This window comes from Xanthobacter sp. 126, assembly GCF_000526175.1.
GTDB classification, from domain to species: Bacteria; Pseudomonadota; Alphaproteobacteria; order Rhizobiales; family Xanthobacteraceae; genus Xanthobacter; species Xanthobacter aminoxidans.
Genome location: NZ_JAFO01000001.1, coordinates 3,321,017 through 3,346,380 on the forward strand (window position 1 = coordinate 3,321,017; position 25,364 = coordinate 3,346,380).

The following is a 25,364-nucleotide window of genomic DNA, read 5'->3' on the forward strand; positions in this document are numbered from 1 at the left end:
CCTGTGGCAGCTTTCCGGGGAGTTCCATGACGCACGCTTTCTCGACCACCCGTCCCAGCCTCACCCGCCGTCTCGGGCGCCTCGCGCTGGCCGGCGCGCTCGGCGTCGCGGCGCTCGCGGGCGGGCCGGCGCTGGCGCAGGAGCCGAACCTTATCTTCCGCAAGTCCACGGTCTGGAAGTTCCTGACCCCCGACGACAAGCTCGCCGTCTACGGCATCGACGACCCGGTGGTGGAGGGCGTCGCCTGCCACTACACCACCCCCGAGAAGGGTGGCGTGAAGGGCATGGTGGGCCTCGCGGAGGAAGTCTCCGACATCTCGCTCGCCTGCCGGCAGGTGGGGCCGATCTCCTTCAAGTCGAAGTTCGAGCAGGGCGACGTGGTGTTCCGCGAGAGCCGCTCCTTCTTCTTCAAGAAGATGCAGATCGTGCGTGGCTGCGACACCAAAAGGAATGTGCTCGTCTATCTCGTCTATTCCGACAAGCTGATCGACGGCAGCCCGAAGAACTCCACCTCCACCGTCCCGATCATGCCGTGGGGCGGCAATACAGACGTGCCGAAGTGCGCGGACTTCCTGAAGTAACGGGAAGAGAAACGCCGCGCGCACAGGCGGGAGAGCACCTCAGCCCCGGGCGCGCGGCGCATGCGTCAGAAGCAGGTCAGAGGAAATTCACCTTCCCGGTGCCGATGTCATACATGGCGGCGGCCGACTTCAACCTCCCGGCGGCGGCCCGCTCCGACAGGATCGGTGCCGCGGTCTGCGCCAGCTTGGCGTTCATCTTCACGTTCATGTCGCTGGCGGCGGCGAGGAGATCGGACGGGTTGCTCCGCATGGCCTCATAGACGGCCGGGCGGATGGCGTTGACCAGGCTCGGCAGGTGGCCGGGCGGCAGGGTGTTGTCCTTGATGGACGTGATGGTCGCCTGCACCGCGCCGCACGAGGCGTGGCCGAGCACGAGGATCAGCTTCACGCCGAGCACCGCGGTGGCGAATTCCAGGCTCGCCAGACCGTTTTCATCGATGAAGTTGCCGGCCACGCGCACGATGAACAGCTCGCCCGGCCCCTGGTCGAACACCAGTTCCGGCACCACCCGCGAATCCGAGCAGGCGACGATGGCCGCGAACGGCTGCTGTCCCGTCGCGCGCTTCAGGCGGCCGGCGGAATAGTCCGCCTCCTGGGGCGTGCCGGCCACGTAGCGGGCATTGCCGTCCACCAGGCGCTTCATGGCCTCGTCCGGCGTGACCGGGGTCGCCGTGCCATATCCACCGCTGGTCTGGGCGAAGGCGGAGGCGGCGAACAGCGGCGCGGCCGCAAGGGCCAGTCCACCCGCCAGCCCGCCGGCAAGCAGGCGTCGGCGTCCGATGGAAGGTGATGAGCACGTCTCGCACATGGGCGATCCTCTCCCGGTCAGTCTGTTTCAGGCATGTTTGGACCCGCCCGCAGCGGTGCCGCTGGGGCAGGCCGGGGCCGAACATAGCTGATCCGGGGGCGATGGACCGTACCCGGCGATCACAAATCGCTGACCTAAAGCTTTGCCTTAAATCGCCATTTTCGCCCTCGGGGCGGCGGCCGGGACGGCCCGCCGGAGCCGGGCTAGCGCGAGCAGGTGATGGCCACCGTTTCCGGGCAGAGCGGGCCGGTGCAGGTCGTCGCCGGCGAGGCGACGCTGGAGGGGGTGAAGGCGGAGGCGGGCACCGCCACGCGGCCGAAGTCGATGACCTGCGTGTAGGCGTGGCTGCGGCACCAGGCTTCCGCCACCTTCCGCCCGCAGGGCGCGCCGGAGGCGAGGCAGGAATCGATGCTGGAGCCGTCGGAATTGTCGATGAGGAAGATGCGCGTCTCCGCCATGGCCGGCGCCATCAGCGACAGGCTCGCCACGGCAACGGCGGCGAGGGTTCGGATCAGCGGCATGGACAGGTCGGCACCTCTTTTACAGGCGCGTCCCGAACGCGGCGGTGCGCTTTCGGGTCACGGGCGGGATCATCGGATGCGCCCCGACCCCCGCCCGGCGCAACTCAGCCGGGGATAGACGCTCACGAAGGGGCAGGTCAAGCTGGGGAAGATAACGATATCCGGAGGTGCGGGGCCGCGCCGGTCGGCGTGAAACATCTTGACGAGCGCCCGCGCCCGAACCATTGTCCCGCGCCATGAACGGCGGTTTCATCACCATCTGCGCCATCGCGGCGATTATTTGCGGTTAGCCGAAAAGCTGGCCGCGGCCGTCCTTTGCTCATCTTCTTAGACAAGGATCTGGACGCCCCGGCCGGTGGACCGGCTTGGCGCTTTTGCGCCATTCGGGGGAACGATCCATGGAGCTGAGGCTCTACAACACGCTGACCCGCTCGAAGGACCTGCTGCGTCCGCTCGATCCCTTGAACGTGCGCATGTATGTGTGCGGGCCGACGGTCTACGACCATGCCCATATCGGCAATGCCCGCCCGGTCATCGTCTTCGACGTGCTGTTCCGCCTGCTGCGACGCCTCTACGGGGCGGAGCACGTCAAGTATGTCCGCAACATCACGGACGTGGACGACAAGATCAACGCCCGCGCCGCCGATCGCGCCATCTCCATCCGCGACCTGACGGAAGAGACCTACCGCTGGTTCCGCGAGGATACGGCGGCGCTGAACTGCCTGCCGCCCACCGTGGAGCCCCGCGCCACCGAGCATATCGAGGAGATGCGCATCCTCATCGAGCGGCTCGTCGCCTCCGGCCACGCCTATGTGGCGGAGGAGCACGTGCTGTTCCACGTGCCCTCCATGCCGGACTACGGCCGCCTCTCCCGCCGCTCGCTGGACGAGATGATGGCCGGCGCCCGCGTGGACGTCGCCCCCTACAAGCGCGACTCCATGGACTTCGTGCTGTGGAAGCCCAGCGCCGAGGGCGTGCCCGGCTGGCCGTCCCCCGCCGGCATCGTCACCCCCGGCCGCCCCGGCTGGCACATCGAGTGCTCGGCCATGAGCTGGAAGCACCTGGGCGAGACCTTCGACATCCATGGTGGCGGCATCGATCTCGTCTTTCCGCACCACGAGAACGAGATCGCCCAGACCCGCTGCGCCTTCCATTCCGGCGTCATGGCGCAGATGTGGATGCACAACGGCTTCCTGATGCTGGAAGGCGAGAAGATGTCGAAGTCCCTCGGCAACTTCGTCACCATCCGCGAGCTGCTGGACGAGTGGCCCGGCGAGGTGCTGCGCCTCGCCATGCTCTCCACCCATTACCGCCAGCCCATCAACTGGACCCGCCAGGGCCTCGGCTTCGCCGCCAAGACGCTGGACAAGTGGTATCGCGTGATCGGCGACGTAGAGGCCGAGACCGGCGACGCCAACCCGTTCGAGACCGAGATCGCCGACCGCCTGTCCGACGACCTCAACACGCCCTCCGTCATCGCCCATCTGCACCACCTCGCCGAGGTGGCGGAGCACGAGGACACCTCCTCCGCGCTCCGCCGCCGCTTCAAGGGCGCGGCCAACCTGCTGGGCCTGCTCGGCGATACCGAAACCGGGTGGCGCGCGCGGCAGAAGGAGGGCATTGCGCTGGACGAAGGGGTGATCGCCGGCCTCATCGCCGACCGCATCGCCGCCCGCAAGGCGAAGGACTTCAAGCGCGCCGACCAGATCCGCGAGGAGCTGGCGGCCAAAGGCATCGTGCTGATGGACAACAAGGACGGGACCACGAGCTGGGAGGTGTCGCGATGAGCGCCGCCGCGGTCTCCCTGCGCCCCTATCTGCCGGCCGATGCGCCGGCGCTGGCCGACCTGTTCCGCGCCGCCATCGCCGAGCTGACCGGCGAGGATTACGACACCGAACAGCAGGAGGCGTGGGCCGCCAAGGCCGACGACGCCGAGGCATTCGCCGCGCGCCTCGCCGCCAGCCTCACCCTCGTAGCCCTGCGCGGCAAGGAGGTGGCCGGCTTCGTCTCGCTCAAGGACAATGCCCACATCGACATGCTCTATGTGGCGCCCGACGCCGCCGGCACCGGCGTCGCCAAGGCTTTGTGCGACGCCGCCGAGACGCTCGCCAAGGCACGCGGCACCCGCAAGCTCACGGTGGACGCCAGCGACACCGCCCTCGGCTTCTTCCAGAAGCGCGGCTACGAGCCCCAGCGCCGCAACATGGTGCCGCTGGCCGACACCTGGCTCGCCAACACGGCGATGACGAAGACGCTGGGGGAGGACGATGCCGGCCCCCGGCACTGAGGCACCCGCTCCGGCGAAGCGGTCTCGCGCCCGTGCGCTGCGCGAGACGATGACCGATGCCGAGCGGAAACTATGGCAAGTGTTGCGCGACCGCCGGCTCGAGGGCGCGAAGTTCCGCCGTCAGATGCCGGTGGGTCCGTATGTGGCGGATTTCCTGACCTTCCAGCACCGGCTGGTGGTGGAAGCGGACGGTGGGCAGCATGCGGAGTCGGCGCGGGACGCGGTGCGCGATGCGTATCTGGCGGCCAATGGGTTTCGCGTCCTGCGGTTCTGGAACAACGACATCCTCCTGCGGACCGAGTCCGTTCTGGAGGCGATTTATCAAGGTCTGAGAGCCACCCCTCTCCCGCAAGGGGAGAGGGGTGGCAGGACGGGGAGACCCCTCTCCCCTCGCGGGAGAGGGTGGATCGCGGCGCAGCCGCGAGACGGGTGAGGGGGCTGGCGCCGCAAAAGCCGATGCCCGAGGCGGACGGGGGAAAGAGAAAACAATGCCGACGAAAGAACGCCTCTACCTCTTCGACACCACCCTGCGCGACGGGGCGCAGACGAACGGTGTCGATTTCACCGTGGCCGACAAGCTCAGGGTGCTCGCGCTGCTCGACCGGCTGGGCGTGGACTATGTGGAGGCCGGCTATCCCGGCGCCAATCCCACCGACACGCAGCTGTTCGCGCAGAAGCACGAGGCCAAGGCCCGCGTCACCGCCTTCGGCATGACGAAAAGGCCGGGCCGCTCGGCCTCCAACGATCCCGGTGTCGCGGCGCTGCTGGCGGCCAATGCCGATGCCATCTGCTTCGTCGCCAAGTCCTCCGCCTATCAGGTGCGGGTGGCGCTGGGGACCACCAAGGAGGAGAACCTCGCCTCCATCCGCGAGAGCGTCGAGGCAGCCATCGCCGCCGGGCGCGAGGCGCTGGTGGATTGCGAGCATTTCTTCGACGGCTTCAAGGAAGACCCGGACTTCGCCCTCGCCTGCGCCCGCACCGCCTATGAGGCCGGCGCGCGCTGGGTGGTGCTGTGCGACACCAATGGCGGCACTCTGCCCCATGAGGTGGAGGCCATCGTCGCCGAGGTGGTGAAGGTGGTGCCGGGCACCAATGTCGGCATCCACGCCCATAACGACACCGAGCAGGCGGTGGCGAATTCGCTGGCTGCCGTCCGCGCCGGCGCGCGGCAGATCCAGGGCACGCTGAACGGCCTCGGCGAGCGCTGCGGCAACGCCAACCTCTGCTCGCTCATCCCCACGCTGCTGCTGAAACAGGATTATGCGGCGCGCTTCGACATCGGCGTGGGCGAGGAGGCGCTGGGCGAGCTGGTCCACGTCTCCCGCACGCTGGACGAGATGCTGAACCGCGCCCCCGACCGCCACGCGCCTTACGTGGGCGAGAGCGCCTTCGCCACCAAGGCCGGCATCCACGCCTCGGCCATCCTGAAGGACCCCGCCACCTACGAGCACGTCGCCCCGGAAAAGGTGGGCAACCGCCGCCGGGTGATGGTCTCCGACCAGGCCGGCCGCTCCAACGTGCTGTCCGAGCTGGAGCGCCTCGGCGTGCCGGTGGACAAGAAGGACCCGCGCATTTCCCGCCTGCTGGAAGAGGTGAAGGAGCGCGAGGCGCTGGGCTATTCCTACGAGGCAGCGGATGCCTCCTTCGCCCTGCTGGCGCGGCGGATGCTGGGCTCCGTGCCGGACTATTTCGCGGTGGAGCGCTTCAAGGTGAATGTGGAGCGCCGCTACAACGCGCAGGGCGAGCTTGTCACCGTGGCGGAAGCCATCGTGAAGGTGAAGGTGGACGACGAGACCATGATCTCCGCCGCCGAGGGCAACGGCCCGGTGAACGCGCTGGACGTGGCCCTGCGCAAGGATCTCGGCAAGTACCAGCCCTTCATCTCCGGCCTCCACCTCACCGACTATCGCGTGCGCGTCCTCAACGGCGGCACGGAGGCGGTGACGCGGGTGCTGATCGAGAGCGCGGACGAGACCGGCGATCGCTGGACCACGGTGGGCGTCTCCCCCAACATCATCGACGCCTCCTTCGAGGCGCTCTTGGATTCCATCACCTGGAAGCTGCTGAAGGAAGGCGCGCCGGCCTGACGGGCTCGCGAGCCGGAATGTAAAAAAAAGCCGGGCTGTGAAGGCCCGGCCTTTTCTTTTCAGTCCTGCGCTGGCGCCGTCAGCGCCCTGCCCTCACTCCGCCGCGGCGGGCGGAGGGGGCGCGACTTCCGGGGCGGGCGTGTAGATCAGGCCGCCGCCGTCGCGGAACTTCTGGGCCATTTCGGCCATGCCCGAGGAGGCGAGGTTGTCGGCCTGGGCGCGGGCGATGTCGCCGGCTTCCAGCTTCAGCTCCTGCGATATCTTCATGGAGCAGAACTTCGGCCCGCACATGGAGCAGAAGTGCGCCACCTTGGCCCCCTCGGCGGGGAGCGTCTCGTCGTGGAAGCGCTCGGCCGTCTCCGGGTCGAGCGAGAGCGCGAACTGGTCGCGCCAGCGGAAGGAGAAGCGGGCCCGGGAGAGCGCATCGTCGCGGATGCGCGCGGCCGGGTGGCCCTTGGCGAGGTCGGCGGCGTGGGCGGCGATCTTGTAGGAGATGACCCCGGTCTTCACGTCGTCGCGGTCGGGCAGGCCGAGATGCTCCTTCGGCGTGACGTAGCAAAGCATCGCCGTGCCGAACCAGCCGATCATCGCCGCGCCGATGGCGGAGGAGATGTGGTCGTAGCCGGGGGAGATGTCCGTCACCAGCGGGCCGAGGGTGTAGAACGGCGCCTCGTGGCAGACCTTGAGCTGCTTCTCCACATTCTCGCGGATGAGGTGGAGCGGCACATGGCCGGGGCCCTCGATCATCACCTGGCAGTCGTACTTCCAGGCGATCTCGGTGAGCTGGCCGAGCGTCTCCAGCTCGGCAAACTGCGCGGCGTCGTTGGCATCGGCGATGGAGCCGGGGCGCAGGCCGTCGCCGAGGGAGAAGGCCACGTCATACTGGGCGAGGATCTCGCACAGCTCTTCGAAGTGCTCGTAGAGGAAGCTCTCCTTGTGGTGTGCGAGGCACCACTTGGCCATGATGGAGCCGCCGCGCGAGACGATACCGGTGACGCGGTTAGCGGTGAGCGGCACGAAGGGCAGGCGCACGCCGGCGTGCACCGTCATGTAGTCCACGCCCTGCTCGGCCTGCTCGATCACCGTGTCGCGGAAGACTTCCCAGGTCAGGTCTTCGGCGACGCCGTTCACCTTCTCCAGCGCCTGGTAGAGCGGCACGGTGCCGATGGGCACCGGCGAGTTGCGCATGATCCATTCGCGGATGGTGTGGATGTTCTTGCCCGTGGACAGGTCCATCACCGTGTCGGCGCCCCAGCGGGTGGCCCACACCAGCTTGTCCACCTCTTCCGCCACGCCCGAGGTCACGGCCGAATTGCCGATATTGGCGTTGATCTTCACGAGGAAGTTCCGGCCGATGGCCATCGGCTCGGTTTCGGGGTGGTTGATGTTGTTGGGGATGATGGCGCGGCCGCGCGCCACTTCCTGCCGCACGAATTCCGGCGTGATGTCGGAGGGGATCGCCGCGCCGAGGCCCATGGCCTGATGGTGCGGATGGGCGCCGCCATTCACCTTCGCGAGGTTCTCGCGGGCGGCGACATATTCCATCTCCGGCGTGATGATGCCGGCGCGCGCATAGGCCATCTGGGTCGGGCGCTTGCCCGCCTTGGCGCGCAGCGGCTTGCGGCCGGAGAGATCGAACTGCGGCAGGGTGGAGGACTGGCCCTCCTTCAGGCCGTTATCCTCGGGGCGGACGGCGCGGGCCTCCACCTCTTCCACGTCGCCGCGCTCGCGAATCCACTGGGCGCGCAGCTGCGGCAGGCCCTTGGTGAGGTCGATGACGGCATCGAGGTCGGTATAGGGGCCGGAGGTGTCGTACACCTTCACCGGCGGCTCGGACGGGTCGGTCAGCGAAATCTCGCGCATGGCGACGCGCACGTCCGGCCGGGTGGCGGAGACGAACACCTTGCGCGAATGGGGCAGCGGCCCGGTGGTGACTTTCAGGGAGGACGTCGAGGCTTCGTCCAGCATTGCGGATCTCCGTTCAGCTTGCGCTTTCAACGAGACCCGGGGTGTAGAGCTAGGAGACGGGTGCGGGGCGACGCTGAGCGCCGGGAGCACAAGTTCCGATCCCTTCGCCGGTATGACCCGGATCAGGTTCGAAGGGTCATCGCGGCGCCGCGGAAGTCTAACTTCCGCGAACTTGCGATATCTCAGCCCCTTCCGGGGCCCCCCTTGGAACGGGGACACTGTGATGTATACCAAAGCCCAATGTCAACGCTGCACTGCAGCGAACGCATAGGTCAAGTCACCCATTTGGGAAGACCGGCGGTATTGGAACGCGCCGCAAACACGATTAGACCGGCCCTCCCACATCGCGCGGAAGCAGGAGCATGGGCATGGCCAAGACTGAGGATGGCACGATCCGCCACGACTGGAGCGTTGACGAGATCGCGGCGCTCATGGACCTGCCCTTGCTGGAGCTGGTGGGCCGGGCCAATGCCGTCCACCGCGCCAACCACGACCCCAACGAGGTCCAGCGCGCGAGCCTGCTCTCCATCAAGACCGGCGGCTGCCCGGAGGATTGCGCCTATTGCTCCCAGTCCGCCCGCCATGCGGAAGTGGATCTGACGCGGGAGAAGTTCCTCGATCCCGCCTCCGTCATCGCCCTCGCCGAGCAGGCGCAGGCCAACGGGGCCGAGCGCTTCTGCATGGGCGCGGCGTGGCGGCGGGTGAAGGAAGGGCGCGAATTCGACGCCGTGCTGGAGATGGTGCGCGGCGTGCGCGGCCTCGGCATGGAAGCCTGCGTGACGCTCGGCATGCTGGAGCCGCATCAGGCCCAGCGCCTCGCCGAGGCCGGGCTCACCGCCTACAACCACAATCTCGATACGGGGCCGGATTTCTACGGCGAGATCGTCACCACCCGCACCTATGCGGACCGGATCGACACCCTCACCTCGGTGCGCGCGGCGGGCATCGAATTGTGCTCCGGCGGCATCATCGGCATGGGCGAGACCATGCGCGACCGCGCCGCCATGCTGCAGGTGCTGGCGGGGTTCGATCCGCATCCCGAAAGCGTGCCGGTGAATGCGCTGGTGGCGGTGGAAGGCACTCCGCTGGCCGATCGCCCGCCGGTTGACCCGCTGGAGATCGTGCGCATGGTCGCCACCGCCCGCCTCGTCATGCCCGCCTCGCGGGTGCGCCTTTCGGCCGGACGCGCGGCGCTCAGCCGCGAGGCGCAGATCCTGTGCTTCCTCGCGGGGGCGAATTCGGTGTTCTACGGGGACACGCTGCTCACCACCCCCAATGCCGGCCTCGGCGCGGATGCCGCGCTGTTCGAGGCCATCGGCGGCGCCTGATTGGCGCGGGTAGGCGGAGATCAGGAGACCCTCGCACCCCGGACGCATGCAGCGATCAGCGGAATGCGAGCCGGGGTCCAGCGCAAGAGACCGCCGCAGGCGCTTCAATTCAATGGATCAGGAGAATCGCCGGCTGCGCCGGACTATCCCCTGGTCCCCGGCTCAGCGCTCCGTCTGCGCCGTCGCTTGGCCGGGGAGCGAGGCAGCCATGGGCCGCCTCGCCACGTTTCACGCCGCGAGGTGAGCGTGGTGCAGGCGCACCCGGTCGTGGTTGCGCGACTGGGCGCGGTCTTCCTTGTTCGGGCGCTGCTGGGCCTTGACCAGGCGCAGCACCTCGTCGAGCCGGGTGAGGGCATCGCTGGCGGCGTGCTCCTCCCGGCTCGATCCCGCCTCCCAGGCGGCCTCGTTGCGGAAATCCTCGGCCTGCGCTTCCTGCGCCAGATAGGCGCGAACCTCGAGCAGCGCTGCCGTGAGGTTGGTTTGGGAGCTCATGTGTCTTGCCCTTGATCGTCAACTTGAGCGTTCAATGCTGGTCTAATACGGCTACGTCGTGGCGAAAAAGGGGGTCTCCAAGGGTCATACGCAGCGGAAATCACTCACTTTTTCGCCATCGATCCCGCCACGCCACACGTCCCGCAGGGGCAGCATGGCGTTAGGAAGCGGGCAAGCATGTTCTCTCGCACGTGTGGACGGCCGCCGCCGCCGGCTGGCTGCCTTGCAGCCCGCACGCTAGACTGGGCCGGCGAAAGCCTTATGGCGCTTGATCTTGGCCGGACATACCTAATGGAAGCTTACCATCAGCTCCTGCGCCGCATTCTCGATGAGGGCGTGCGCAAGGACGACCGGACCGGCACCGGAACGCTATCGGTGTTCGGGCACCAGATGCGATTCGATCTGGCGCGCGGCTTCCCCCTCGTGACCACCAAGAAGCTGCACCTGAAATCCATCGTCCACGAGCTTCTGTGGTTCCTCGCCGGCGACACCAACATCCGCTACCTCAAGGAAAACGGCGTCTCCATCTGGGACGAGTGGGCCGACGCCAAGGGCGATCTCGGCCCGGTCTACGGCCACCAGTGGCGCTCCTGGCCGACGCCGGAGGGCGGCGTGATCGACCAGATCGCGCAGGTGGTCTCCGACATCCGACGCAATCCTGATTCGCGCCGCCTCATCGTCACCGCCTGGAACCCGGCGGACGTGGCGAAGATGGCGCTGCCGCCCTGCCACTGCCTGTTCCAGTTCTATGTGCTGGAGGGCAAGCTCTCCTGCCAGCTCTACCAGCGCTCGGCGGACGTGTTCCTCGGCGTGCCGTTCAACATCGCCTCCTATGCGCTCCTCACCCACATGGTGGCGCAGGTGACGGGGCTCGGCGTCGGCGATTTCGTCCATACGCTGGGCGATGCGCACCTCTATGTGAACCACCTCGATCAGGCCCGCGAGCAGCTCTCCCGCACCCCGCGCGCCCTGCCCTCCCTGCGGCTGAACCCGGTGGTGAGCGACCTCTTCGCCTTCCGCTACGAGGACATCGAGATCGTGAACTACGATCCCCACCCGGCCATCAAGGCCCCGGTGGCGGTCTAGCCGCCCGCAGCCATCCGCAAGCCATGATCGAGACGCTGTTCCTGCCCGGCGCAACGGGAGACGCCGCGTTCTGGAAGCCCGTCGCGGCGCGGGCCGCATGGGAGGGCACGTTCTTCTCCTGGCCCGGGCTGGGCCGCCAGCCGGCCAGCGCGGACGTGAACAGCATCGATGATCTCGTCGGGCGGGTCGCGGACCAGATGCGCCAGCCGGTGGCCATCGTCGCCCAGTCCATGGGCGGCTATATCGCGCTCAAACTGGCGCTCGCCTTCCCCCACCTCGTCAGGACGCTCGTTCTGTGCGTCACCTCCGGCGGGGTCCCGGTGGCCGACCTCGGCGGGGAAGACTGGCGCCCGGATTATTTCGGCGCCTTCCCGCACGCGGCGCGGTGGATCGCCGATCCCGTCGAGGACCTGTCCGACCGGTTGCCTTCGGTCCGCGCGCCGACGCTGCTGCTGTGGGGCGACGCCGATCCCATCAGCCCGGTGGCGGTCGGGGAAAGGCTGGCGCGCCTGCTGCCAAACTCGCGCCTGTGCATCCTGCCGGGGGCGGGACATGATCTGGCGCAGACCCACGCGGCGGCGGTAGCGGACGAGATCCGGCGTCATCTGATCGCGACTTCGTAAGCCTATTGAGCCGGGGCGGAGCATCTTCGGGCTTGTCCGGGTGCGGACTTCGTCCTTAGCTCACGCGCGGGCTCGGGAGGCCCCATAAGCAAGATCGTGCCCGCATTTGGACTCAACAGGGCTGTAGCAGCCCGATCGCGGCCGGGCCTTGCCCCGCGCAGCGGCACCTTGAGGGAGGAAGCCATGGCCGGAACGGGTGATCTTCTGGGACAGCTCATCGGCGCGGCGCTCGGCTCGGGCAGCGTGCGGGGCGGCGGCGCGCAGCAGACCGGGGGCGGACTGCCGGGCGGGCTCGGCGACATTCTCGGCCAGGTGCTCGGCGGCGGCGCGGGCGGCAGTGGCGCGGGCGGTGGCGCGCAGGGCGGCGGCGGCCTGCCGGGCGGGCTGGGCGACATCCTCGGACAGGTGCTCGGCGGCGGCGGTCAGCGCGGCGGAGCGGGCGGAGCGCCGTCGGGACTGCCCGGCGGCCTCGGCGACATCCTGGGGCAAGTGCTCGGCGGCGGACGCGGAGCGCCGCAGGGTGGTCCGTCCGGCGGCGCATCGGGCGGTTCCTCCGGCGGGCTGGAGGACATTCTCGGCCAGATTCTCGGTGGTGGCGCGGGCGGGCCGTCCGGCGGCTCCACGCAGGGGGGCGGCATGTCCGGCGGCGCGGGGGGAGGTCTCGGCGATCTCGCCTCGGAGGCCCTCGGCCGCGGCGGCTCGTCCACGGCCGGCGGCTATCCCCAGCCGGAGCCGGTCCCGCCCTCCGATTATCGCCAGCCGCAGCCCTCGCCCCAGCCCGGCCATCAGCCCTCTTCATCGGGCGGCAGCGACCTGATGCGATATGGTGGCCTCGCCATCATGGGGATGCTGGCCTGGAAGGCGTACCGCAAGTGGCAGGCGGGGGCCGGCGGACGCGCGGCCTTCACCTCCGGCACGCCAGACGCCGCCTTCTCCCCCGCAGCCGCGCCGGGTGGGCCGGAAGCCTTCTCCGGCGTGCTGCTCTCGGCCATGGCCGCCGCCGCGCAGGCCGACGGCGAGATCGACGAGGAGGAGGTCTCGCGCATCGGCGGCGGGCTGGAGCGCATGGGCGCCGGCTCTCCCCAGCGGGATGCCCTCGTCGCCATCCTCACCACGCCGGTGGACCCCAACGAGGTGGTCGCCGCCGCGACGACGCCGGAGGCGGCACTCCAGATTTACGCGGCCTCGGCCCTCGCCATCCGGCCGGACAACGACGCCGAGCACGCCTATCTGGACTGGCTCGCCGGCGCGCTGGGCATCGAGCCCGGCCTCAAGGCGCAGATCGAGGGCGAGCTGAACGCCTGAGGGAGTCCGCCACGCTCAGGCGCCGCGCGGAGTCGGGGCTGACGCTCAGGCGCCGCGCGGGCTTGTAGTTTGCCTCCGCTCAGGCGCCGCGCGGGCTTGAAGCTCACGCCATCGTGCAGGCCGCGGCCGTAACGCTGCCGCAGGGGCCGGCGTAAGGGGAAGCAGGCGCCGGGCGGGCGCCTGCACAGCTTTGCCGGAAAGGTCCCGATGCCCCTGTTTCACGAGCGGTCCGGCCGTTTCAGCCCCGAGAAGACCCTGTTCCTCGTTTCCAGCATCCTGCCGGCGGTGTGGCTGGTGGGCCTTGCCGCCAACGGCCAGCTCGGCGCGCGGCCATGGACCGAGGCAATCCATTTCACCGGCCTGTGGGCCATCCGCTTCCTGGCGGTGACGCTGGCCGTGACGCCGCTGCGTCGGCTGTTCAACATGCCGAAGCTCTATTTCGGCCGGCGCATCTTCGGCCTCGCGGCGCTGGGCTACGCGGCGCTGCATCTCACGCTCTACATCATCGATCAGGGCTTCGGCCGGGCGCTGAGCGAGATTGTGCTGCGCATCTATCTCACCATCGGCGCGGTGGCGGTGACGCTGCTCGTGGCGCTGGGCGCCACCTCATTCGACGGTGCCATCCGGCGGCTCGGCGCGACCCGCTGGAACCGGCTGCACATGGCCGTCTACGCCATCGCGGTGCTGGGCACGGTGCATTTCTTCATGCAGTCGAAGCTGGATGTGACCGAGCCGGTGCTGATGGCCGGCATTTTCCTGCTGCTCTTCGCCTTCCGTGTGGCCGGACGCGGCGGGAAGAGAGTGACGCCGCTCGCCATGGCCGGGCTCTCGGTGGCCGGGGCGGCGCTGACCGCGGGCGTGGAAACGCTCTGGTATGCGCTGGCGACGCGGGTGGACCCGTTTCTGGTGCTGGATGCCAATTTCACCCTCGACCTCGGCCCCCGCCCGGCCGTGTGGGTGCTGGTGATCGGCCTCTGCGTGGCGGCGTTGGCCGCCATCAACCCGCCCGCCCCCCGTGCCGCCGGCCGCCGCGCGGCGATGACCGGCAAGGCGACGACTGGAAATACGATGACCGGAAGTACGATGACCGGAAATACGGAAGGCGCCGGCGCCTGAAACGGCGAAAGGAAGGGGTGCCCTGAGCCCCCTTCCTCCCGCGTGACGCCGGGCTCCCGGCGAAAGAGCCCGGCGAGGCTCGCAAGGGACTCCCCTCTCCCCTTGCGGGAGAGGGGTTGGGGGTGAGGGGTATTCTTCCGCTCACCCCGCCCCCGCGGCGCTTCGTGCGGACCATCCCCCTCACCCGTCTTGCGGCTACGCCGCGATCCACCCTCTCCCGCGAGGGGAGAGGGGAGAGGAGACCGCCCTCACGCCGCGGCGCGTTCCGGCACCGGCAGGCCGAGCCATTCGGTGTAGAAGGCGTCGATGTCGGGCTGGAAGTCGTGGATCACCGGATACCAGGGGGTGGGTGCCTCCACGTCGTGGAGCGTGCCGCACTCGGGGCAGAAATATTCCCGGATCACCTGCCACGAGGGCGTCGGGGCCATGAGGCGGGGATAGATCTCCTCCATCTTCTGCGGCGTATCGCGGACATGCACGCGGGCATGCAGCTTCCAATTGTCCTTCCAGTCGCAGAAATCGTGGCCGCACTCGCAGCGCACGGTCCACTTCTTGGAGACCTTCTGTTGCACGATGTAGAGCTTCGGGCCCAGCGGCAGGATGATCTTCTCATCCCACGGAACGCGCTCCTGCAGGATCTCCACATAGGTCACGAACCGCTCGGGGTCCTTCGGCGTGGACAGCATCTGGTGCAGCGTATCGGGATCGATCTTGCCTTCCACGAGATCGACGATCTTGGCGCGGGTATAGGACATGGTTTCCTCCTGAATTGAATTTCATTGAGGCGTCATCCCCCGGCTTGTCCGGGGGATCCACGGTGCCGATGGACCGCTATCAGGCATCGGGCACCGCTCTCGCCGCTGGGTGGATGCCCCGGACAAGCCGGGGCATGACGGCAGTTCGAAAGGGAGAGACCGTTCCCCTCACTCCTCCACGAACTGCACGGTGCGCACGTCCGGCAGCTCGGAGATGTCCATGGAGTAGCGCGAGCCGTAGGTGGGGATGCCGATGTCCTCCTCGTTCAGCACCCAGCTCTCCGGCAGGTCCCAGAAGCTGCGGAACTCGCGCTCGAACTTCGGGCCCAGCTTGAAGGAGGCGGCGAACATCTGCTGCACCTGGGTGCCCGCATCCTTGGCGAGGATCTTCTCGCGCTCGCCCTTCATCCACTCGCGGGTGGGGACGGACTTGGCGAGGCGCGCCTTACGGATGTCGGCGCGGGCGGCCTTGGTCGCCGCCTCGTCCACTACCACGAGGCCGCCGGCCCCCTTCTTCACCACCACGCCGTAGACATCGCCGGCGAGGCGCTCCAGCACGTAGCCGCCGTTGATGTCGTCGGCCACCGCCTGCGGCTCGCGGTCGAGCGGATCACCGAAGCCGGGGCCGCCGCGCATGTAGTTGAGATAGAGGTCGTAGTCGGAGAACATCTCCTCGGTGGTGATGGCCTGCTTGTCGCGCTTGATCTGCGCCTTGGGCAGCATCGCGTCCCAGGTGGGGTTCTCCGGGTCCGTGTCGCCGCCGAGCGGGATGTCGGCGCCGGAGGCGATCAGCTCCTTCAGCCCGGTCTGGTGGGCGGCGAAGCGATAGCCGGAGGCGGCGGGATAGCCGCCCATCAGGCCCCAATCGGACGAGATGTGGCCATTGCCCATGAAGAACATGGTCCAGTCCTTGGCGTTCCAGACCATGCGCAGGCTCTCGAAGCCGCAGCCGCCGCGATACTTGCCGGAGCCGCCCGAGGAGGCCTTGATCTGCCGGCCGAGATAGATCAGCGGCTCGGCCAGTTCCCAGATCTCCATGTCGCCCATGTCGCCTTCCGGGTTCCAGATGGCGGCGGCGTGGGAGAGGCCGTCCTGCACCGCGGTCGCCCCGGTGCCGTTGGCGGCGCACTCGAACGAGTTCACGGCGTGGATCTCGTCATACTGGTTGAAGCCGCCGCCCTGCAGCCAGTTGGAGGTGTTGGCGTTGCCCGCATTCACCTCCTCCAGATAGCCGCGGCCGAAATAGGAGCGCGACAGGCCGCGCCACAGGGCCGTCCAGGCGGAGACCAGGAAGTGCCAGGAATAGGAGAAGGCGACGCGGCGGTCGTCCGGGTTCATCCAGGTGCCCTTGGGCAGGCGGAACTCGGTGCCGTAGGCGGCGCCGTCGTTGATCATCTCCGAGGGGATGAGCGTCTGGGTCATCATCACCCAGATGCCCGAGGTGAAGCTCACCTGATGGGCATTGTAGGTGTGCCAGCCCCAGCGGCTCGCCCCCTCGAAATCCAGCCGCCATGTGCCGTCCTTGCGGATGGTCATCTCGCAGGGGGCGTGCATGATGGTGTCAAGCTTGGCGAAGTCGGAGGGCACCCGCACGTCCTCATGGGCGTAGGGCACGTCCACGAAGCCCACCTGCCGGTAGGTGCCGGGGATGGTCATGGCCTTGATGCGGGCCTGAAGGCCGAGGCGGCCATGCTCCACCGCCTCGTAGGCGAACTTCCAATAGGCCTCGATGCCCTCTTCCGAGACCACCTCCTCCACCAGCCTGCGGATCATGTGGCAGCCGGCGATGCGGGTGCGCTCGTCCAGCATCCAGTAGCGGGTGGTGCGCACCATGCGCTGGCTCTCGTGCAGCCAGTCGCGGAACAGTTCGTCATTGGCGCCCACCTTGCGGCAGGTGATCTGGTAGCCGTCGCCGAAGCGCTGCACCTGCCCGGTGGCCATGGAGCCCGGCCCCACCGCGCCGGTGTCAATGACGTGGGTGACGCCGCCCACCCAACCGATCAGCTCCCCTTCCCAGAAGATGGGAACGATGGTGTGGATGTCGCAGGGGTGGACGTTACCGATGAGGCAATCGTTGTTGCAGAAAATGTCCTTGTCGCGAACGCCGGGATTGGCCTCCCACTCGTTCTCGATCATGTATTTGATGGCCGCACCCATGGTTCCCACATGGATGATGATGCCGGTGGAGGTGAGAAGGCTGTCGCCCGCCGCATTGTAGAGGGTGAAGCACAGTTCGCCCTCCTGCTCGACGATGGGCGAGGCGGCGATCTTCTTGGCGGTCTCGCGCGCATCCACCACGCCAGCACGCAGTCGGGAGAACAGCTTGTTGTAGAGGATGGGCTCGCTCTCGCGCAGCTCCAGCTTCTTCAGGCCGGCATAATGGCCGGTGGCCTTGGTGGCCGTCATCAGCCGATCGCGATGCTCTTTGAGCGTCTCGCCGCCACGGACGATGCCGCGGGTGGCGCCCTCAAGGCTGGTCTGCTTGACGTTGACGTTCATGGGTTCGTTTCCTCTTGAGATTGTTTGGGTTTGCTCCCCTCTCCCCGTGCGGGAGAGGGCCGTTTCCCGTTCCTCCCCTCTCCCCTTGCGGGAGAGGGGGCGGGGGTGAGGGGTGGGCGGCGCCGCATGTCCCCGGCTTCGGAGCTAAGGGAGGGACACCCCTCACCCCAACCCTCTCCCGCAAGGGGAGAGGGAGTAACCGTGCTCCCTCACACCTCCCTCAGGTGGAAGAGCCGATGCCCGTCGAGCCAGGTCTCGAAGCCGTCGGGCACCACGAAGGTCGTCGCGTCGGATTCGATGATGGCGGGGCCCATGACGCGGTTGCCGGGGCGCAACGCTTCCATCTTGTAGAGCTGCGCATCCACCCACTTCTTCTTGCGATAGAACTTGCGGGTGCCGATCTTTGCTTCTTCCGGCGGGGTCTCGCCCTCTTCCGGCTCCTTGGGGATGCGGGGCTTGGGGATCGGCACCATGCCGCGCATGATGGCGCCGGTGACCGAATAGCCCAGCTCCGGCGAGCGGGCGGATGCCGCATAGACGCGGCCATAGGTGGCGTTGAAGGCGTCGGTGAGCTGGTCCCAGTCGCCGGCGGTGGCGGCGGAGGCCATGGGGCTCTCGATCTCCAGATCGTTGAGCTGCCCGCGATACTGCATGCGGTAGCCGGGCTGGAGCGTCACCTGGTCGGCCGAATAGCCGTTCAGCTTGAACTCCTCCAGCACGTTGTGGGTGAGTTCTTCCCACGCCGCCTGAAGCGTCTCGGCCGCCTTCACCTTGTCCGCCTCGGGGGCGTCCGGGGGCATGTTGATATCGAGGGACTTGTCGTAGCGATATTCGAAGTCCGCCGCCGCGCAGCCGAAGGCGGAGAAGCCGGCCGCCCAGGCGGGCACGATCACGTCCTCGAAGCCGAGGCCTTCCGTATAGCCGTAGGTGTGGACGGGCCCGGCGCCGCCATAGGAGAAGCAGACGAAGCTCTGGGGCGAATAGCCCTTGCCCGAGATCATGGAGCGCAGGTAATCGCGCAGATCGGAGTCCAGCAGCTCGATGATGCCGGCTGCCGCATCTTCCACGGAGAGGCCGAGCTTGTCGGCGATCTGCACCTTGATGGCATCCACCGAGCGCTGCCGGTCCAGCTTCACGGCGCCGCCGAGGAAGTTGTCGGGGTTGAGATAGCCGAGCACCATGTGGCAGTCGGAGATGGTGACGGTCTCGATGCCGCTCTCCTTCCAGCACACGCCCACCCGGTAGCCGGCCGAATCCGGGCCGAGCTTGATGGCGCGGGTGTAGGGATCGAGCCGGATGAAGGAGCCGGCACCGGCGCCCACGGAATCCATCGCCACCAGCGGCAGGGAGAGCACGAGCCGGGCCATGTCCGGGTCGTTCTTGATGGTCATCTCGCCCTGGGTGATCAGCGCCACGTCGAACGAGGTGCCGCCGATGTCCGAGCAGGCGATATTCTTGTAGCCCAGCACCTCGCCGAGATACTTGGCGCCGATCACGCCGCCGATGGGGCCGGAGACGATGGTGCGGGCCAGCTCCTTCGCCTTCCAGGAGATGGTGCCACCATGGGTCGCCATCACGCGGAAGTCGAACTTGGTGCCGCGCTCCTTGAAGGCGTTGGAGATCTTGGAGAGCGTCTGGCGCGAGGGCTCGGCGGCGTAGCCTTCGAGGATGGTGGTGTTGGTGCGGTGGGTTTCCTTGCGCACCGGATAGTAATCGGCCGAGGCGAAGACCGGGATCTTCTTGCCACTCTTCTCCACTTCCTCGGTCACGATATCGCGCACGCGGCGCTCGTTCACCGGGTTCTTGTAGGAGTGCATGAGGGAGATGACGATGCCTTCCACATCCTCCGCGATGAGGTCGCGGGCCGCCTCGCGGGCGCTCGCCTCACGCAGCGGGATCACCTGCGTGCCCATCATGTCGGTCCGCTCGATCACGCCGCGGGTGAGCTGGCGGGGCACGAGCGGCGGGTCGTAGCGATGGGTATTGAGGTGGATGCGGTCTTCATAGGCATAGCCGAGGTGGCTCTGCACCGCGCGGCCCATGCGGTGGAAATCCTCCATGCCGCGATTGACGATGAGGCCGCATTTGAGCCCCTTGCGCTGGACCACGCGATTGAGCATCGCGGTGCCGGAATAGACGCCCGTCTGGAGCTGGGCGAGGGCCTCGTGGAGCGACATGCCCCAGTTGGCGAGCCCGTCTTCAGAGGAAGCGATGAGGCCGAGGGCCTCGTTCTGCGGCGTGGACTGGGCCTTGCCGACGACGAAGTCGCCGTCCTGGTCCACGAAGAAGGTGTCCGTCATGGTGCCGCCGGCATCGATGCCGAGCACCTGGACGCTGCGCAGGTTTCCCACGGGAACGTTCACGCTGGTTTCCTCCCTGTCGTGCCGGCGTTGGCTTTTCGGTGCCGGCTCGCGGCATGAGGGGCAGGATGCGTGCCAGCCGCGCTCGACTGTATAAATGCGAGGATTCTCCTGATCTTTGTGCAATGCGTCATGTAATCTGGAAGTCTTCGACTGTCCGATTTCCGGACACTTGTTGTCCGCCGCCGGTCGTTTCAGACGACGACTGCCCCGCACGGCCCGGCCGGACTTGCGAGAGGCACGACATTGCGCGTATTCTCCCGCCAAAGCCGCCGCTGCCGGCCTCGATGCCGGCGGTCAGAACGCGGCATTTCAGGGAGTGAACCCGCCTGCGGGCACCTCGGCCACCGGCCAAGGCGGCCTGCCGGCCAATGGCTCAGGCGGCGCGACCACGGGAACGCCGCGCCGCCCAGCCCGGAGGGCAGAGCTGGTGCCACATCGCGAGATCGCGCGTGCCTGGGAACAGTTTCACCAGGACGGCGCCGCCTCCGCCGTCATCCGCCCGGCGGTGATGGCGTCGTGGCAGCGCTCCCGCCTTCATCTGATCGCCGCCGACCGCGCGGCCGCCCCCGTGGTCAGCGAGGCGGAGCTGTTCCGCCGCCGCCACCAGAACAACCGCCTCGTCACCGCCGCGCGCCTCGCCATGGAGGAGGCGCGCCACCTCCTTTCCGACGCCCATTCCATGCTCATCCTCTCCGATCCGGACGGCACGATCCTGGAGGCGGAGGGCGATGCCCGCGCCCTCGACACCGGGCAGGAGGTGAAGCTCCAGCAGGGCGGCCTGTGGTGCGAGGCCGAGATCGGCACCAACGCCATCGGCACCGCGCTCGCCTGCGGGCGCCCGGTGCAGATCCATGCCGCCGAGCATTTCTGCGCCCCGGTGCAGCGCTGGACCTGCGCGGCGGCGCCCGTGCGCCACCCGCTCGACAAGGAGATCATCGGGGCGGTGGACATCTCCGGCTCCACCGACACCTTCAACCCGCAGAACCTCGCCCATGCGGTGGCTCTCGCCCACCAGATCGAGGCGGTGCTGGGCCGGCGCATGGAGATGGAGCACGAGCAGGTGCTCCGCCATTTCCTCTCCAAGCGATCGCTCTGGCTCACCGAGGAAATCCTCGCCTTCGGCCGCTCCGGCGCGCTGATCTATTCCACCGACCGCGCCCTGAAGGAGGCCGCGCGCCGCTCGGATCGTCTGATCGCCGATGGCCGCCTGACGGCGCTCAAGGACGTGACGCCCGATGCCTGGGCCGCCCGCATCGCCCAGCTGCTGCCCGGCGCCAGCGTGGAGATCGTGCGCGAGGATGGCGAGGAGATCGGCGGCGTGGTGGTGCTCCACGCCGCCCGCCGGCCCAAACCCGCCCCCCGCGACACCTCCCAGCGCGATCCCGGCCGGGAGCTGGAGCCCCTCGCCTTCGACGCCATCATCGGCGAGAGCGCCATCATGCAGGAGGTGAAGGCCAAGGCCCGCCGCATGGCGGAGAGCGGCCTGCCCATTCTGCTGGAAGGCGAGACCGGCGTGGGCAAGGAGGTGTTCGCCCGCGCCATCCACGGTGCGCGCGCCCCCGCCGGCCCCTTCGTGCCGCTCAATTGCGGTGGGCTCCCGCGTGATCTCATCGCCAGCGAGCTGTTCGGCTACGAGAAGGGCGCCTTCACCGGCGCCGACACGTCGGGCAAGCAAGGCAAGGTGGAGGCGGCGGATGGCGGGCTGCTCTGCCTCGACGAGATCGGCGAGATGCCGCTGGAGCTGCAATCCTACCTGCTGCGCGTGCTGGAGGACGGCGTGGTCTACCGCGTCGGCGGCCATACCGGGCGGCGGGTGGATCTGCGCCTCGTCTCCATGACCAACCGCGACCTCACCGGCGAGGTGGCGGCGGGGCGGTTCCGCAAGGACCTGTTCTACCGCATCGCCGCCTTGCGCCTGCGCATCCCGCCGCTGCGCGAGCGGGGGGACGACGTGCTGCTGCTGCTCGACCACATCGGCCGCAGCGCCGCCGCCCGCGCCGGCCTTCCCGCCCCGCGCTTCACGGACGCCGCCCGCGCGGCGCTCGCCGCCTATGCCTGGCCGGGCAATGTGCGCGAGCTGCGCAACGTGGTGGAAATGCTCATCGCCATGGGCAGCGCCGACACGCCCATCGATGTCGCCGACCTGCCGCCGGAAATCGCCACCGCCGCTGCGGCCGCGCCCCCCGCGACGGACCTTCGCACCGTGGAGGAAGCCGCCATCCGCGCCGCCGTGGACGCCTGCGGCGGCAACCTCACCCGCGCCGCCCGCCGCCTCGGCATTGCCCGCTCCACCCTCTACATGCGCCTCGCCGCGCTGGAGCGCGACGCCTGACCGCCTGACGCTGGGTGATCTGCGCAGGTAACGGAGGGCGTGCTAGCCTGCGCGCCGACGCAACGCATCGACGCAACACATCCCTGCAGGCTCCCATGTCCCAGACGCTGTTCGACATCCCCCTGAAACGCATCAACGGCACGCCGGCGACGCTCGGCGATTTCAGGGGCAAGGTGCTCCTGGTGGTCAACGTCGCCTCCAAATGCGGGCTCACCGCGCAATATGCGGCGCTGGAAAAGCTGTATGAGGCGCGCCACGGCGAGGGGCTCGAAATCCTCGGCTTCCCCGCCAACGATTTCGCCGGTCAGGAGCCCGGCACCGAAAGCGAGATCGCCAGCTTCTGCAGCCTGACCTACGGCGTCACCTTCCCCATGTTCGAAAAGATCTCGGTGACGGGCGCCACCCGCCACCCGCTCTATGACGCGCTGGTGGCGGCCCGGCCCGAGGCCGAGGGCGCCGAGTCCATGCGCGCGCTCTTGTCCAGCCGCGGCCGCGCCGCACCCGCCACGTCCGACGTGATCTGGAACTTCGAGAAGTTCGTGGTGGGCCGCGACGGCCGCGTCGTCGCCCGCTTCGCGCCAAACGTGCCCCCCGACGACGAGCGCGTCATTGAGGCGCTCGACGCCGCGCTGTCGGCGACCGCCTGAACTCCAGCCCGGCGCAACGAGCGGGGGTGGCGGGCGCCTCCTACCCCCGCCGTCCCGCCACCATCTCCGCCGCCACCAGATCCTCGATGGCCGCGCCCACGGACTTGAACAGGGTGATGGCCTTGGGGTCGGTGCGCCCCTCCTTCGTGCCGCCGCACAGCTCGTAGAGGTCCGCCTTCACCTGATCGGTGGACCACACCCCCGCCGCCACCGGCAGCAGCAGGTCGCCGGCCTCGCCGAGGGCGCCGGCATAGGTGTCGACATAGACGTCGCTGCCGCGGATGAGGGCGTCGTCGCTCTCGCGCATGGTGGGGGTGAAGGCCCCCACGAGGTCCACATGGGTGCCGGGCTTCACATCCTGCCCGAGCACCAGCGGATCGTCGGAGGTGGTGGCGCTGGTGACGATATCGGCGGCGGCGACGGCGGCGGACAGGTCGCTCACCGGCTCCGCCGGCAGGCCCAGCGCCGCGAGATCGGCGGCCATGGCGGCGGCGCGCTCGGATGAACGGCCCCACACCAGAACGCGGCGGATGGGCCGCACGGCGCAATGGCCCTGCGCCAGCTGGAAGGCGAGATTGCCGGTGCCCACCACGGTGAGCGTCTCGCTGTCCATGCGCGAGAGGAAGGTGGAGGCGAGCGCCGAGGTTGCCGCCGTGCGCCGGTTGGTGAGTGCATCAGCCTCGATGATGGCGGTGGGGATGCCCGTGGCGCCGTCGAACAGGGCATAGACGCCGTGCACCGCGCCGAGCCCACGCGCGCCGTTGGTGGGGAACACGTTCACCAGCTTCACGCCGAACACCGCGCCCGGCCGCCACGCCGGCATGGTGAGCAACCGGCCGGGCGTCTCGTCATTGCCCACATGGTGGACGCCGCGCACCGGCGATTCCACCTCGGCCGCCGCGAAGGCCGCCCGCAGTGCCGGCACCAGACGCTCATAGGTCAGCGCCGCCTCGACCTCGCTTGCATCGTAGAACGCGACCATGCCACCTCTCCCGTCCGGAAACCTCTTCTACAGCATGGGCCGCCAAGCGCCGCAACGGCGCAAAAACGATGGGCTCCGCCGCAACGGCGCGGAACCAAAGGGCTCTGCCGAGACGGCGCCAAATCAAAGGCCTCCGCCGCACCGGCGCGGAACCAAAGGGCCGCGCGGCCACTTGGTTCTGCAAAGGAGACTTGACCATGCACCACGATGGCGCGAGCCGCGGACCCGTCCGCCATTTTTTCCACGAAGCCGGCAGCTTCTTCCACGCGCCGCCCGGCTCCGAGCCCATCCTCGAATGGCGCGCGCAGGCGCCGGGCACCGAGGTGCTGGTCTGCGACGGCATGCCCGTCGCCCGCCTCGACTGCCACGACCGCCGCTGGACGTGGCGCGTGCTCGACGACGCCTCCGCCCCCATCCGCGCCGGCTCGGAGGCCGAGGCGCGGCTGCTGGCGACCTTCTATGCGCGACGGCTGCATGGGTGAGGCTCTCCCTCCCTTTGCACCGGCGTCATCCCCCGGCTCGTCCGGGGGATCCACGGTTCGGTGGGGTCGGTTCTGCGATCTCACGCACCCTTTTCGCGGCGGAGTGGATGGCCCGGACGAGCCGGGCCATGACGGCTCCTGAAAGAACCGAATTCCCTTGCCCGCGCCCCCGCGCGGGTGTGCTCTGAGCGGCGTTGAGAGAAAGCCTGCAACGAGGGGCGAAATGGCGCCACGGGCGAGCTGGAAGGGGTTTCTCACAGTCGGCGCGCTGAGCTGCGCCGTCGGCCTCTATGCGGCCGCCTCCACCTCCGAGCGCATCAGCCTGCACATGGTGAGCCGCAAGAGCGGCCATCGCCTGCGCCGGCAATATGTGGACGAGGAAACCGGCCAGCCGGTCGAGACCGACGATCAGGTGCGCGGCTACGAGGTCTCCAAGGGCGAATACGTGACCATCGCGCCGGAGGAGGCGGCGGCGGTGCTGCCGGACAACGACAGGACCATCTCCATCGACGCTTTCCTGCCGTGCGACGGCATCGACACGGTCTGTCTCGACCGGCCTTATTTCCTCGCCCCCGTGGACGAGGCCGCCGCCGAGGTGTTCGACCTTTTGAGGCGCGGGATGGCGGCGCAGAAGGTGGCGGCGCTGGGCGAGGCGCTGCTGTTCCGCCGCGTGCGCAAGCTGCTCATCCGCCCCGCCGGGGAAGGCGGCGCGCTCCTCGCCTCCACCCTGTCGTTCGACTACGAGGTGCGCTCGGCGGAAGAGGCTTTCGCCGATGTGCCTGACGTGAAGATCACCGGCGAGATGCGGGAGCTGGCCACCCACATCATCAAGACCAAGGCGGGCACCTTCGATCCCGACGCCTATCAGGACCGCTACGAGACCGCTCTCGCCGAGCTGGTGCGCGCCAAGATGGAGGGCAAGCCTTTGCCCAAGGCGGCGCCGCGCAAGGAGGAGAAGGTGGTGGACCTGCTCGCCGCCCTGCGCGCGAGCGCGAAAGCAACGGGTGGGAGCGGCAAGACGGCGCCTGCCAAGGGCAAGTCTGCGAAGGCGTCCACCGACAAGCCCGCGACGGCCCGCAAATCCACCCGCAAGGCGAGCTGA

General features: G+C 68.5%; 22 protein-coding genes and 1 riboswitch. Of the genes, 14 read left to right on the forward strand and 8 right to left on the reverse strand.

Features of this window, described 5'->3' with window-relative positions:
- The first annotated feature begins 26 nt into the window (after positions 1–26).
- On the forward strand, positions 27–581 hold the full coding sequence (locus tag XAN126_RS0115800) for a CreA family protein (protein WP_024279558.1): 555 nt from the start codon (positions 27–29) through the stop codon (positions 579–581).
- Between the two features lie 76 nt (positions 582–657).
- Here XAN126_RS0115800 and XAN126_RS0115805 read toward each other — a convergent pair whose 3' ends face one another.
- Together XAN126_RS0115805 and XAN126_RS0115810 are read right to left on the reverse strand one after the other, a co-directional pair.
- Positions 658–1,389, reverse strand: a complete 732-nt coding sequence (locus XAN126_RS0115805; protein WP_024279559.1) for a carbonic anhydrase — start codon at positions 1,387–1,389, stop codon at positions 658–660.
- A gap of 203 nt (positions 1,390–1,592) precedes the next feature.
- A complete protein-coding gene (locus XAN126_RS0115810) occupies positions 1,593–1,910 on the reverse strand; it encodes a hypothetical protein (RefSeq protein WP_024279560.1) in 318 nt (105 codons plus the stop codon).
- A gap of 398 nt (positions 1,911–2,308) precedes the next feature.
- On the opposite strand from XAN126_RS0115810, the gene cysS reads away from it, so the two are divergent.
- The 4 genes from cysS to cimA are packed head-to-tail and all read left to right on the forward strand — an operon-like array spanning position 2,309 to position 6,284.
- Complete coding sequence (cysS, locus tag XAN126_RS0115815) at positions 2,309–3,697, forward strand: cysteine--tRNA ligase (protein WP_024279561.1); 1,389 nt, start codon at positions 2,309–2,311, stop codon at positions 3,695–3,697.
- The gene (locus tag XAN126_RS0115820; protein ID WP_024279562.1) at positions 3,694–4,197 is read left to right on the forward strand and encodes a GNAT family N-acetyltransferase; all 504 of its coding nucleotides are present in this window, start codon (positions 3,694–3,696) and stop codon (positions 4,195–4,197) included. Before cysS ends, XAN126_RS0115820 begins: the two co-directional genes overlap by 4 nt.
- Positions 4,178–4,630 (forward strand): endonuclease domain-containing protein, encoded by a 453-nt coding sequence (locus XAN126_RS26425; protein ID WP_024279563.1) that lies wholly within the window; start codon positions 4,178–4,180, stop codon positions 4,628–4,630. The genes XAN126_RS0115820 and XAN126_RS26425 overlap by 20 nt, the downstream gene beginning before the upstream one ends.
- Before the next feature lie 55 nt (positions 4,631–4,685).
- Positions 4,686–6,284 (forward strand): citramalate synthase, encoded by a 1,599-nt coding sequence (gene cimA / locus XAN126_RS0115830; RefSeq protein WP_024279564.1) that lies wholly within the window; start codon positions 4,686–4,688, stop codon positions 6,282–6,284.
- A 93-nt stretch (positions 6,285–6,377) separates the two neighbouring features.
- Here the strand turns inward: cimA and thiC are convergent, their stop codons facing one another.
- Positions 6,378–8,252, reverse strand: a complete 1,875-nt coding sequence (gene thiC, locus XAN126_RS0115835) for a phosphomethylpyrimidine synthase ThiC (protein WP_024279565.1) — start codon at positions 8,250–8,252, stop codon at positions 6,378–6,380.
- 81 nt (positions 8,253–8,333) lie between these two features.
- Positions 8,334–8,467: riboswitch (TPP riboswitch) on the reverse strand.
- Between the two features lie 153 nt (positions 8,468–8,620).
- Here thiC and bioB point away from each other — a divergent pair.
- Positions 8,621–9,580, forward strand: coding sequence for a biotin synthase BioB (gene bioB / locus XAN126_RS0115840; RefSeq protein WP_024279566.1), 960 nt, complete (start codon positions 8,621–8,623; stop codon positions 9,578–9,580).
- A 228-nt stretch (positions 9,581–9,808) separates the two neighbouring features.
- Here bioB and XAN126_RS0115845 read toward each other — a convergent pair whose 3' ends face one another.
- Positions 9,809–10,072, reverse strand: coding sequence for a hypothetical protein (locus XAN126_RS0115845; protein WP_024279567.1), 264 nt, complete (start codon positions 10,070–10,072; stop codon positions 9,809–9,811).
- A gap of 291 nt (positions 10,073–10,363) precedes the next feature.
- On the opposite strand from XAN126_RS0115845, the gene XAN126_RS0115850 reads away from it, so the two are divergent.
- The 4 genes from XAN126_RS0115850 to XAN126_RS0115865 all read left to right on the forward strand — a co-directional run bounded on the left by XAN126_RS0115850 (position 10,364) and on the right by XAN126_RS0115865 (position 14,202).
- A complete protein-coding gene (locus XAN126_RS0115850) occupies positions 10,364–11,158 on the forward strand; it encodes a thymidylate synthase (RefSeq protein WP_024279568.1) in 795 nt (264 codons plus the stop codon).
- A gap of 23 nt (positions 11,159–11,181) precedes the next feature.
- Entirely contained in the window at positions 11,182–11,781 is a 600-nt protein-coding gene (locus tag XAN126_RS0115855) for an alpha/beta fold hydrolase (RefSeq protein ID WP_024279569.1), read from the forward strand.
- Between the two features lie 183 nt (positions 11,782–11,964).
- Entirely contained in the window at positions 11,965–13,086 is a 1,122-nt protein-coding gene (locus tag XAN126_RS29290; protein WP_024279570.1) for a DUF533 domain-containing protein, read from the forward strand.
- Positions 13,087–13,293: 207 nt separating this feature from the next.
- Positions 13,294–14,202: a protein-methionine-sulfoxide reductase heme-binding subunit MsrQ gene (locus XAN126_RS0115865; protein ID WP_024279571.1), complete on the forward strand. Its 909-nt coding sequence runs from the start codon at positions 13,294–13,296 to the stop codon at positions 14,200–14,202.
- Between the two features lie 248 nt (positions 14,203–14,450).
- On the opposite strand, the gene XAN126_RS0115870 is transcribed toward XAN126_RS0115865, so the two are convergent.
- The 3 genes from XAN126_RS0115870 to XAN126_RS0115880 all read right to left on the reverse strand — a co-directional run bounded on the left by XAN126_RS0115870 (position 14,451) and on the right by XAN126_RS0115880 (position 19,819).
- Positions 14,451–14,957: an acetone carboxylase subunit gamma gene (locus XAN126_RS0115870; protein WP_024279572.1), complete on the reverse strand. Its 507-nt coding sequence runs from the start codon at positions 14,955–14,957 to the stop codon at positions 14,451–14,453.
- A 168-nt stretch (positions 14,958–15,125) separates the two neighbouring features.
- On the reverse strand, positions 15,126–17,456 hold the full coding sequence (locus XAN126_RS0115875; RefSeq protein ID WP_024279573.1) for a hydantoinase B/oxoprolinase family protein: 2,331 nt from the start codon (positions 17,454–17,456) through the stop codon (positions 15,126–15,128).
- A 209-nt stretch (positions 17,457–17,665) separates the two neighbouring features.
- The gene (locus XAN126_RS0115880; protein ID WP_024279574.1) at positions 17,666–19,819 is read right to left on the reverse strand and encodes a hydantoinase/oxoprolinase family protein; all 2,154 of its coding nucleotides are present in this window, start codon (positions 19,817–19,819) and stop codon (positions 17,666–17,668) included.
- Positions 19,820–20,246: 427 nt separating this feature from the next.
- Between XAN126_RS0115880 and XAN126_RS0115885 the strand changes: the two genes are divergently transcribed.
- Both XAN126_RS0115885 and XAN126_RS0115890 read left to right on the forward strand, forming a co-directional pair.
- A complete protein-coding gene (locus tag XAN126_RS0115885) occupies positions 20,247–22,151 on the forward strand; it encodes a sigma-54-dependent Fis family transcriptional regulator (protein WP_024279575.1) in 1,905 nt (634 codons plus the stop codon).
- A gap of 95 nt (positions 22,152–22,246) precedes the next feature.
- Complete coding sequence (locus tag XAN126_RS0115890; protein WP_024279576.1) at positions 22,247–22,798, forward strand: glutathione peroxidase; 552 nt, start codon at positions 22,247–22,249, stop codon at positions 22,796–22,798.
- A 40-nt stretch (positions 22,799–22,838) separates the two neighbouring features.
- Here the strand turns inward: XAN126_RS0115890 and XAN126_RS0115895 are convergent, their stop codons facing one another.
- Positions 22,839–23,780, reverse strand: a complete 942-nt coding sequence (locus XAN126_RS0115895; protein WP_024279577.1) for an ornithine cyclodeaminase family protein — start codon at positions 23,778–23,780, stop codon at positions 22,839–22,841.
- A gap of 197 nt (positions 23,781–23,977) precedes the next feature.
- On the opposite strand from XAN126_RS0115895, the gene XAN126_RS0115900 reads away from it, so the two are divergent.
- Positions 23,978–24,262 carry a hypothetical protein gene (locus tag XAN126_RS0115900; RefSeq protein ID WP_024279578.1) on the forward strand — a complete coding sequence of 95 codons (285 nt, stop codon included), beginning with the start codon at positions 23,978–23,980 and terminating at the stop codon, positions 24,260–24,262.
- A gap of 223 nt (positions 24,263–24,485) precedes the next feature.
- Positions 24,486–25,364, forward strand: a complete 879-nt coding sequence (locus XAN126_RS0115905; RefSeq protein WP_024279579.1) for a Ku protein — start codon at positions 24,486–24,488, stop codon at positions 25,362–25,364.

Bases quoted from the DNA above. Each gene is read 5' to 3' on its own strand.
- cimA (WP_024279564.1), top strand. From the start codon at position 4,686: ATGCCGACGAAAGAACGCCTCTACCTCTTCGACACCACCCTGCGCGAC.
- XAN126_RS0115895 (WP_024279577.1), bottom strand. From the start codon at position 23,780: ATGGTCGCGTTCTACGATGCAAGCGAGGTCGAGGCGGCGCTGACCTAT.
- XAN126_RS0115855 (WP_024279569.1), top strand. From the start codon at position 11,182: ATGATCGAGACGCTGTTCCTGCCCGGCGCAACGGGAGACGCCGCGTTC.
- XAN126_RS0115805 (WP_024279559.1), bottom strand. From the start codon at position 1,389: ATGTGCGAGACGTGCTCATCACCTTCCATCGGACGCCGACGCCTGCTT.
- thiC (WP_024279565.1), bottom strand. From the start codon at position 8,252: ATGCTGGACGAAGCCTCGACGTCCTCCCTGAAAGTCACCACCGGGCCG.
- XAN126_RS0115845 (WP_024279567.1), bottom strand. From the start codon at position 10,072: ATGAGCTCCCAAACCAACCTCACGGCAGCGCTGCTCGAGGTTCGCGCC.
- XAN126_RS0115850 (WP_024279568.1), top strand. From the start codon at position 10,364: ATGGAAGCTTACCATCAGCTCCTGCGCCGCATTCTCGATGAGGGCGTG.
- XAN126_RS26425 (WP_024279563.1), top strand. From the start codon at position 4,178: ATGCCGGCCCCCGGCACTGAGGCACCCGCTCCGGCGAAGCGGTCTCGC.
- XAN126_RS0115820 (WP_024279562.1), top strand. From the start codon at position 3,694: ATGAGCGCCGCCGCGGTCTCCCTGCGCCCCTATCTGCCGGCCGATGCG.
- XAN126_RS0115800 (WP_024279558.1), top strand. From the start codon at position 27: ATGACGCACGCTTTCTCGACCACCCGTCCCAGCCTCACCCGCCGTCTC.
- XAN126_RS29290 (WP_024279570.1), top strand. From the start codon at position 11,965: ATGGCCGGAACGGGTGATCTTCTGGGACAGCTCATCGGCGCGGCGCTC.
- XAN126_RS0115905 (WP_024279579.1), top strand. From the start codon at position 24,486: ATGGCGCCACGGGCGAGCTGGAAGGGGTTTCTCACAGTCGGCGCGCTG.
- XAN126_RS0115810 (WP_024279560.1), bottom strand. From the start codon at position 1,910: ATGCCGCTGATCCGAACCCTCGCCGCCGTTGCCGTGGCGAGCCTGTCG.
- XAN126_RS0115865 (WP_024279571.1), top strand. From the start codon at position 13,294: ATGCCCCTGTTTCACGAGCGGTCCGGCCGTTTCAGCCCCGAGAAGACC.
- XAN126_RS0115870 (WP_024279572.1), bottom strand. From the start codon at position 14,957: ATGTCCTATACCCGCGCCAAGATCGTCGATCTCGTGGAAGGCAAGATC.
- XAN126_RS0115890 (WP_024279576.1), top strand. From the start codon at position 22,247: ATGTCCCAGACGCTGTTCGACATCCCCCTGAAACGCATCAACGGCACG.
- XAN126_RS0115875 (WP_024279573.1), bottom strand. From the start codon at position 17,456: ATGAACGTCAACGTCAAGCAGACCAGCCTTGAGGGCGCCACCCGCGGC.
- cysS (WP_024279561.1), top strand. From the start codon at position 2,309: ATGGAGCTGAGGCTCTACAACACGCTGACCCGCTCGAAGGACCTGCTG.
- bioB (WP_024279566.1), top strand. From the start codon at position 8,621: ATGGCCAAGACTGAGGATGGCACGATCCGCCACGACTGGAGCGTTGAC.
- XAN126_RS0115900 (WP_024279578.1), top strand. From the start codon at position 23,978: ATGCACCACGATGGCGCGAGCCGCGGACCCGTCCGCCATTTTTTCCAC.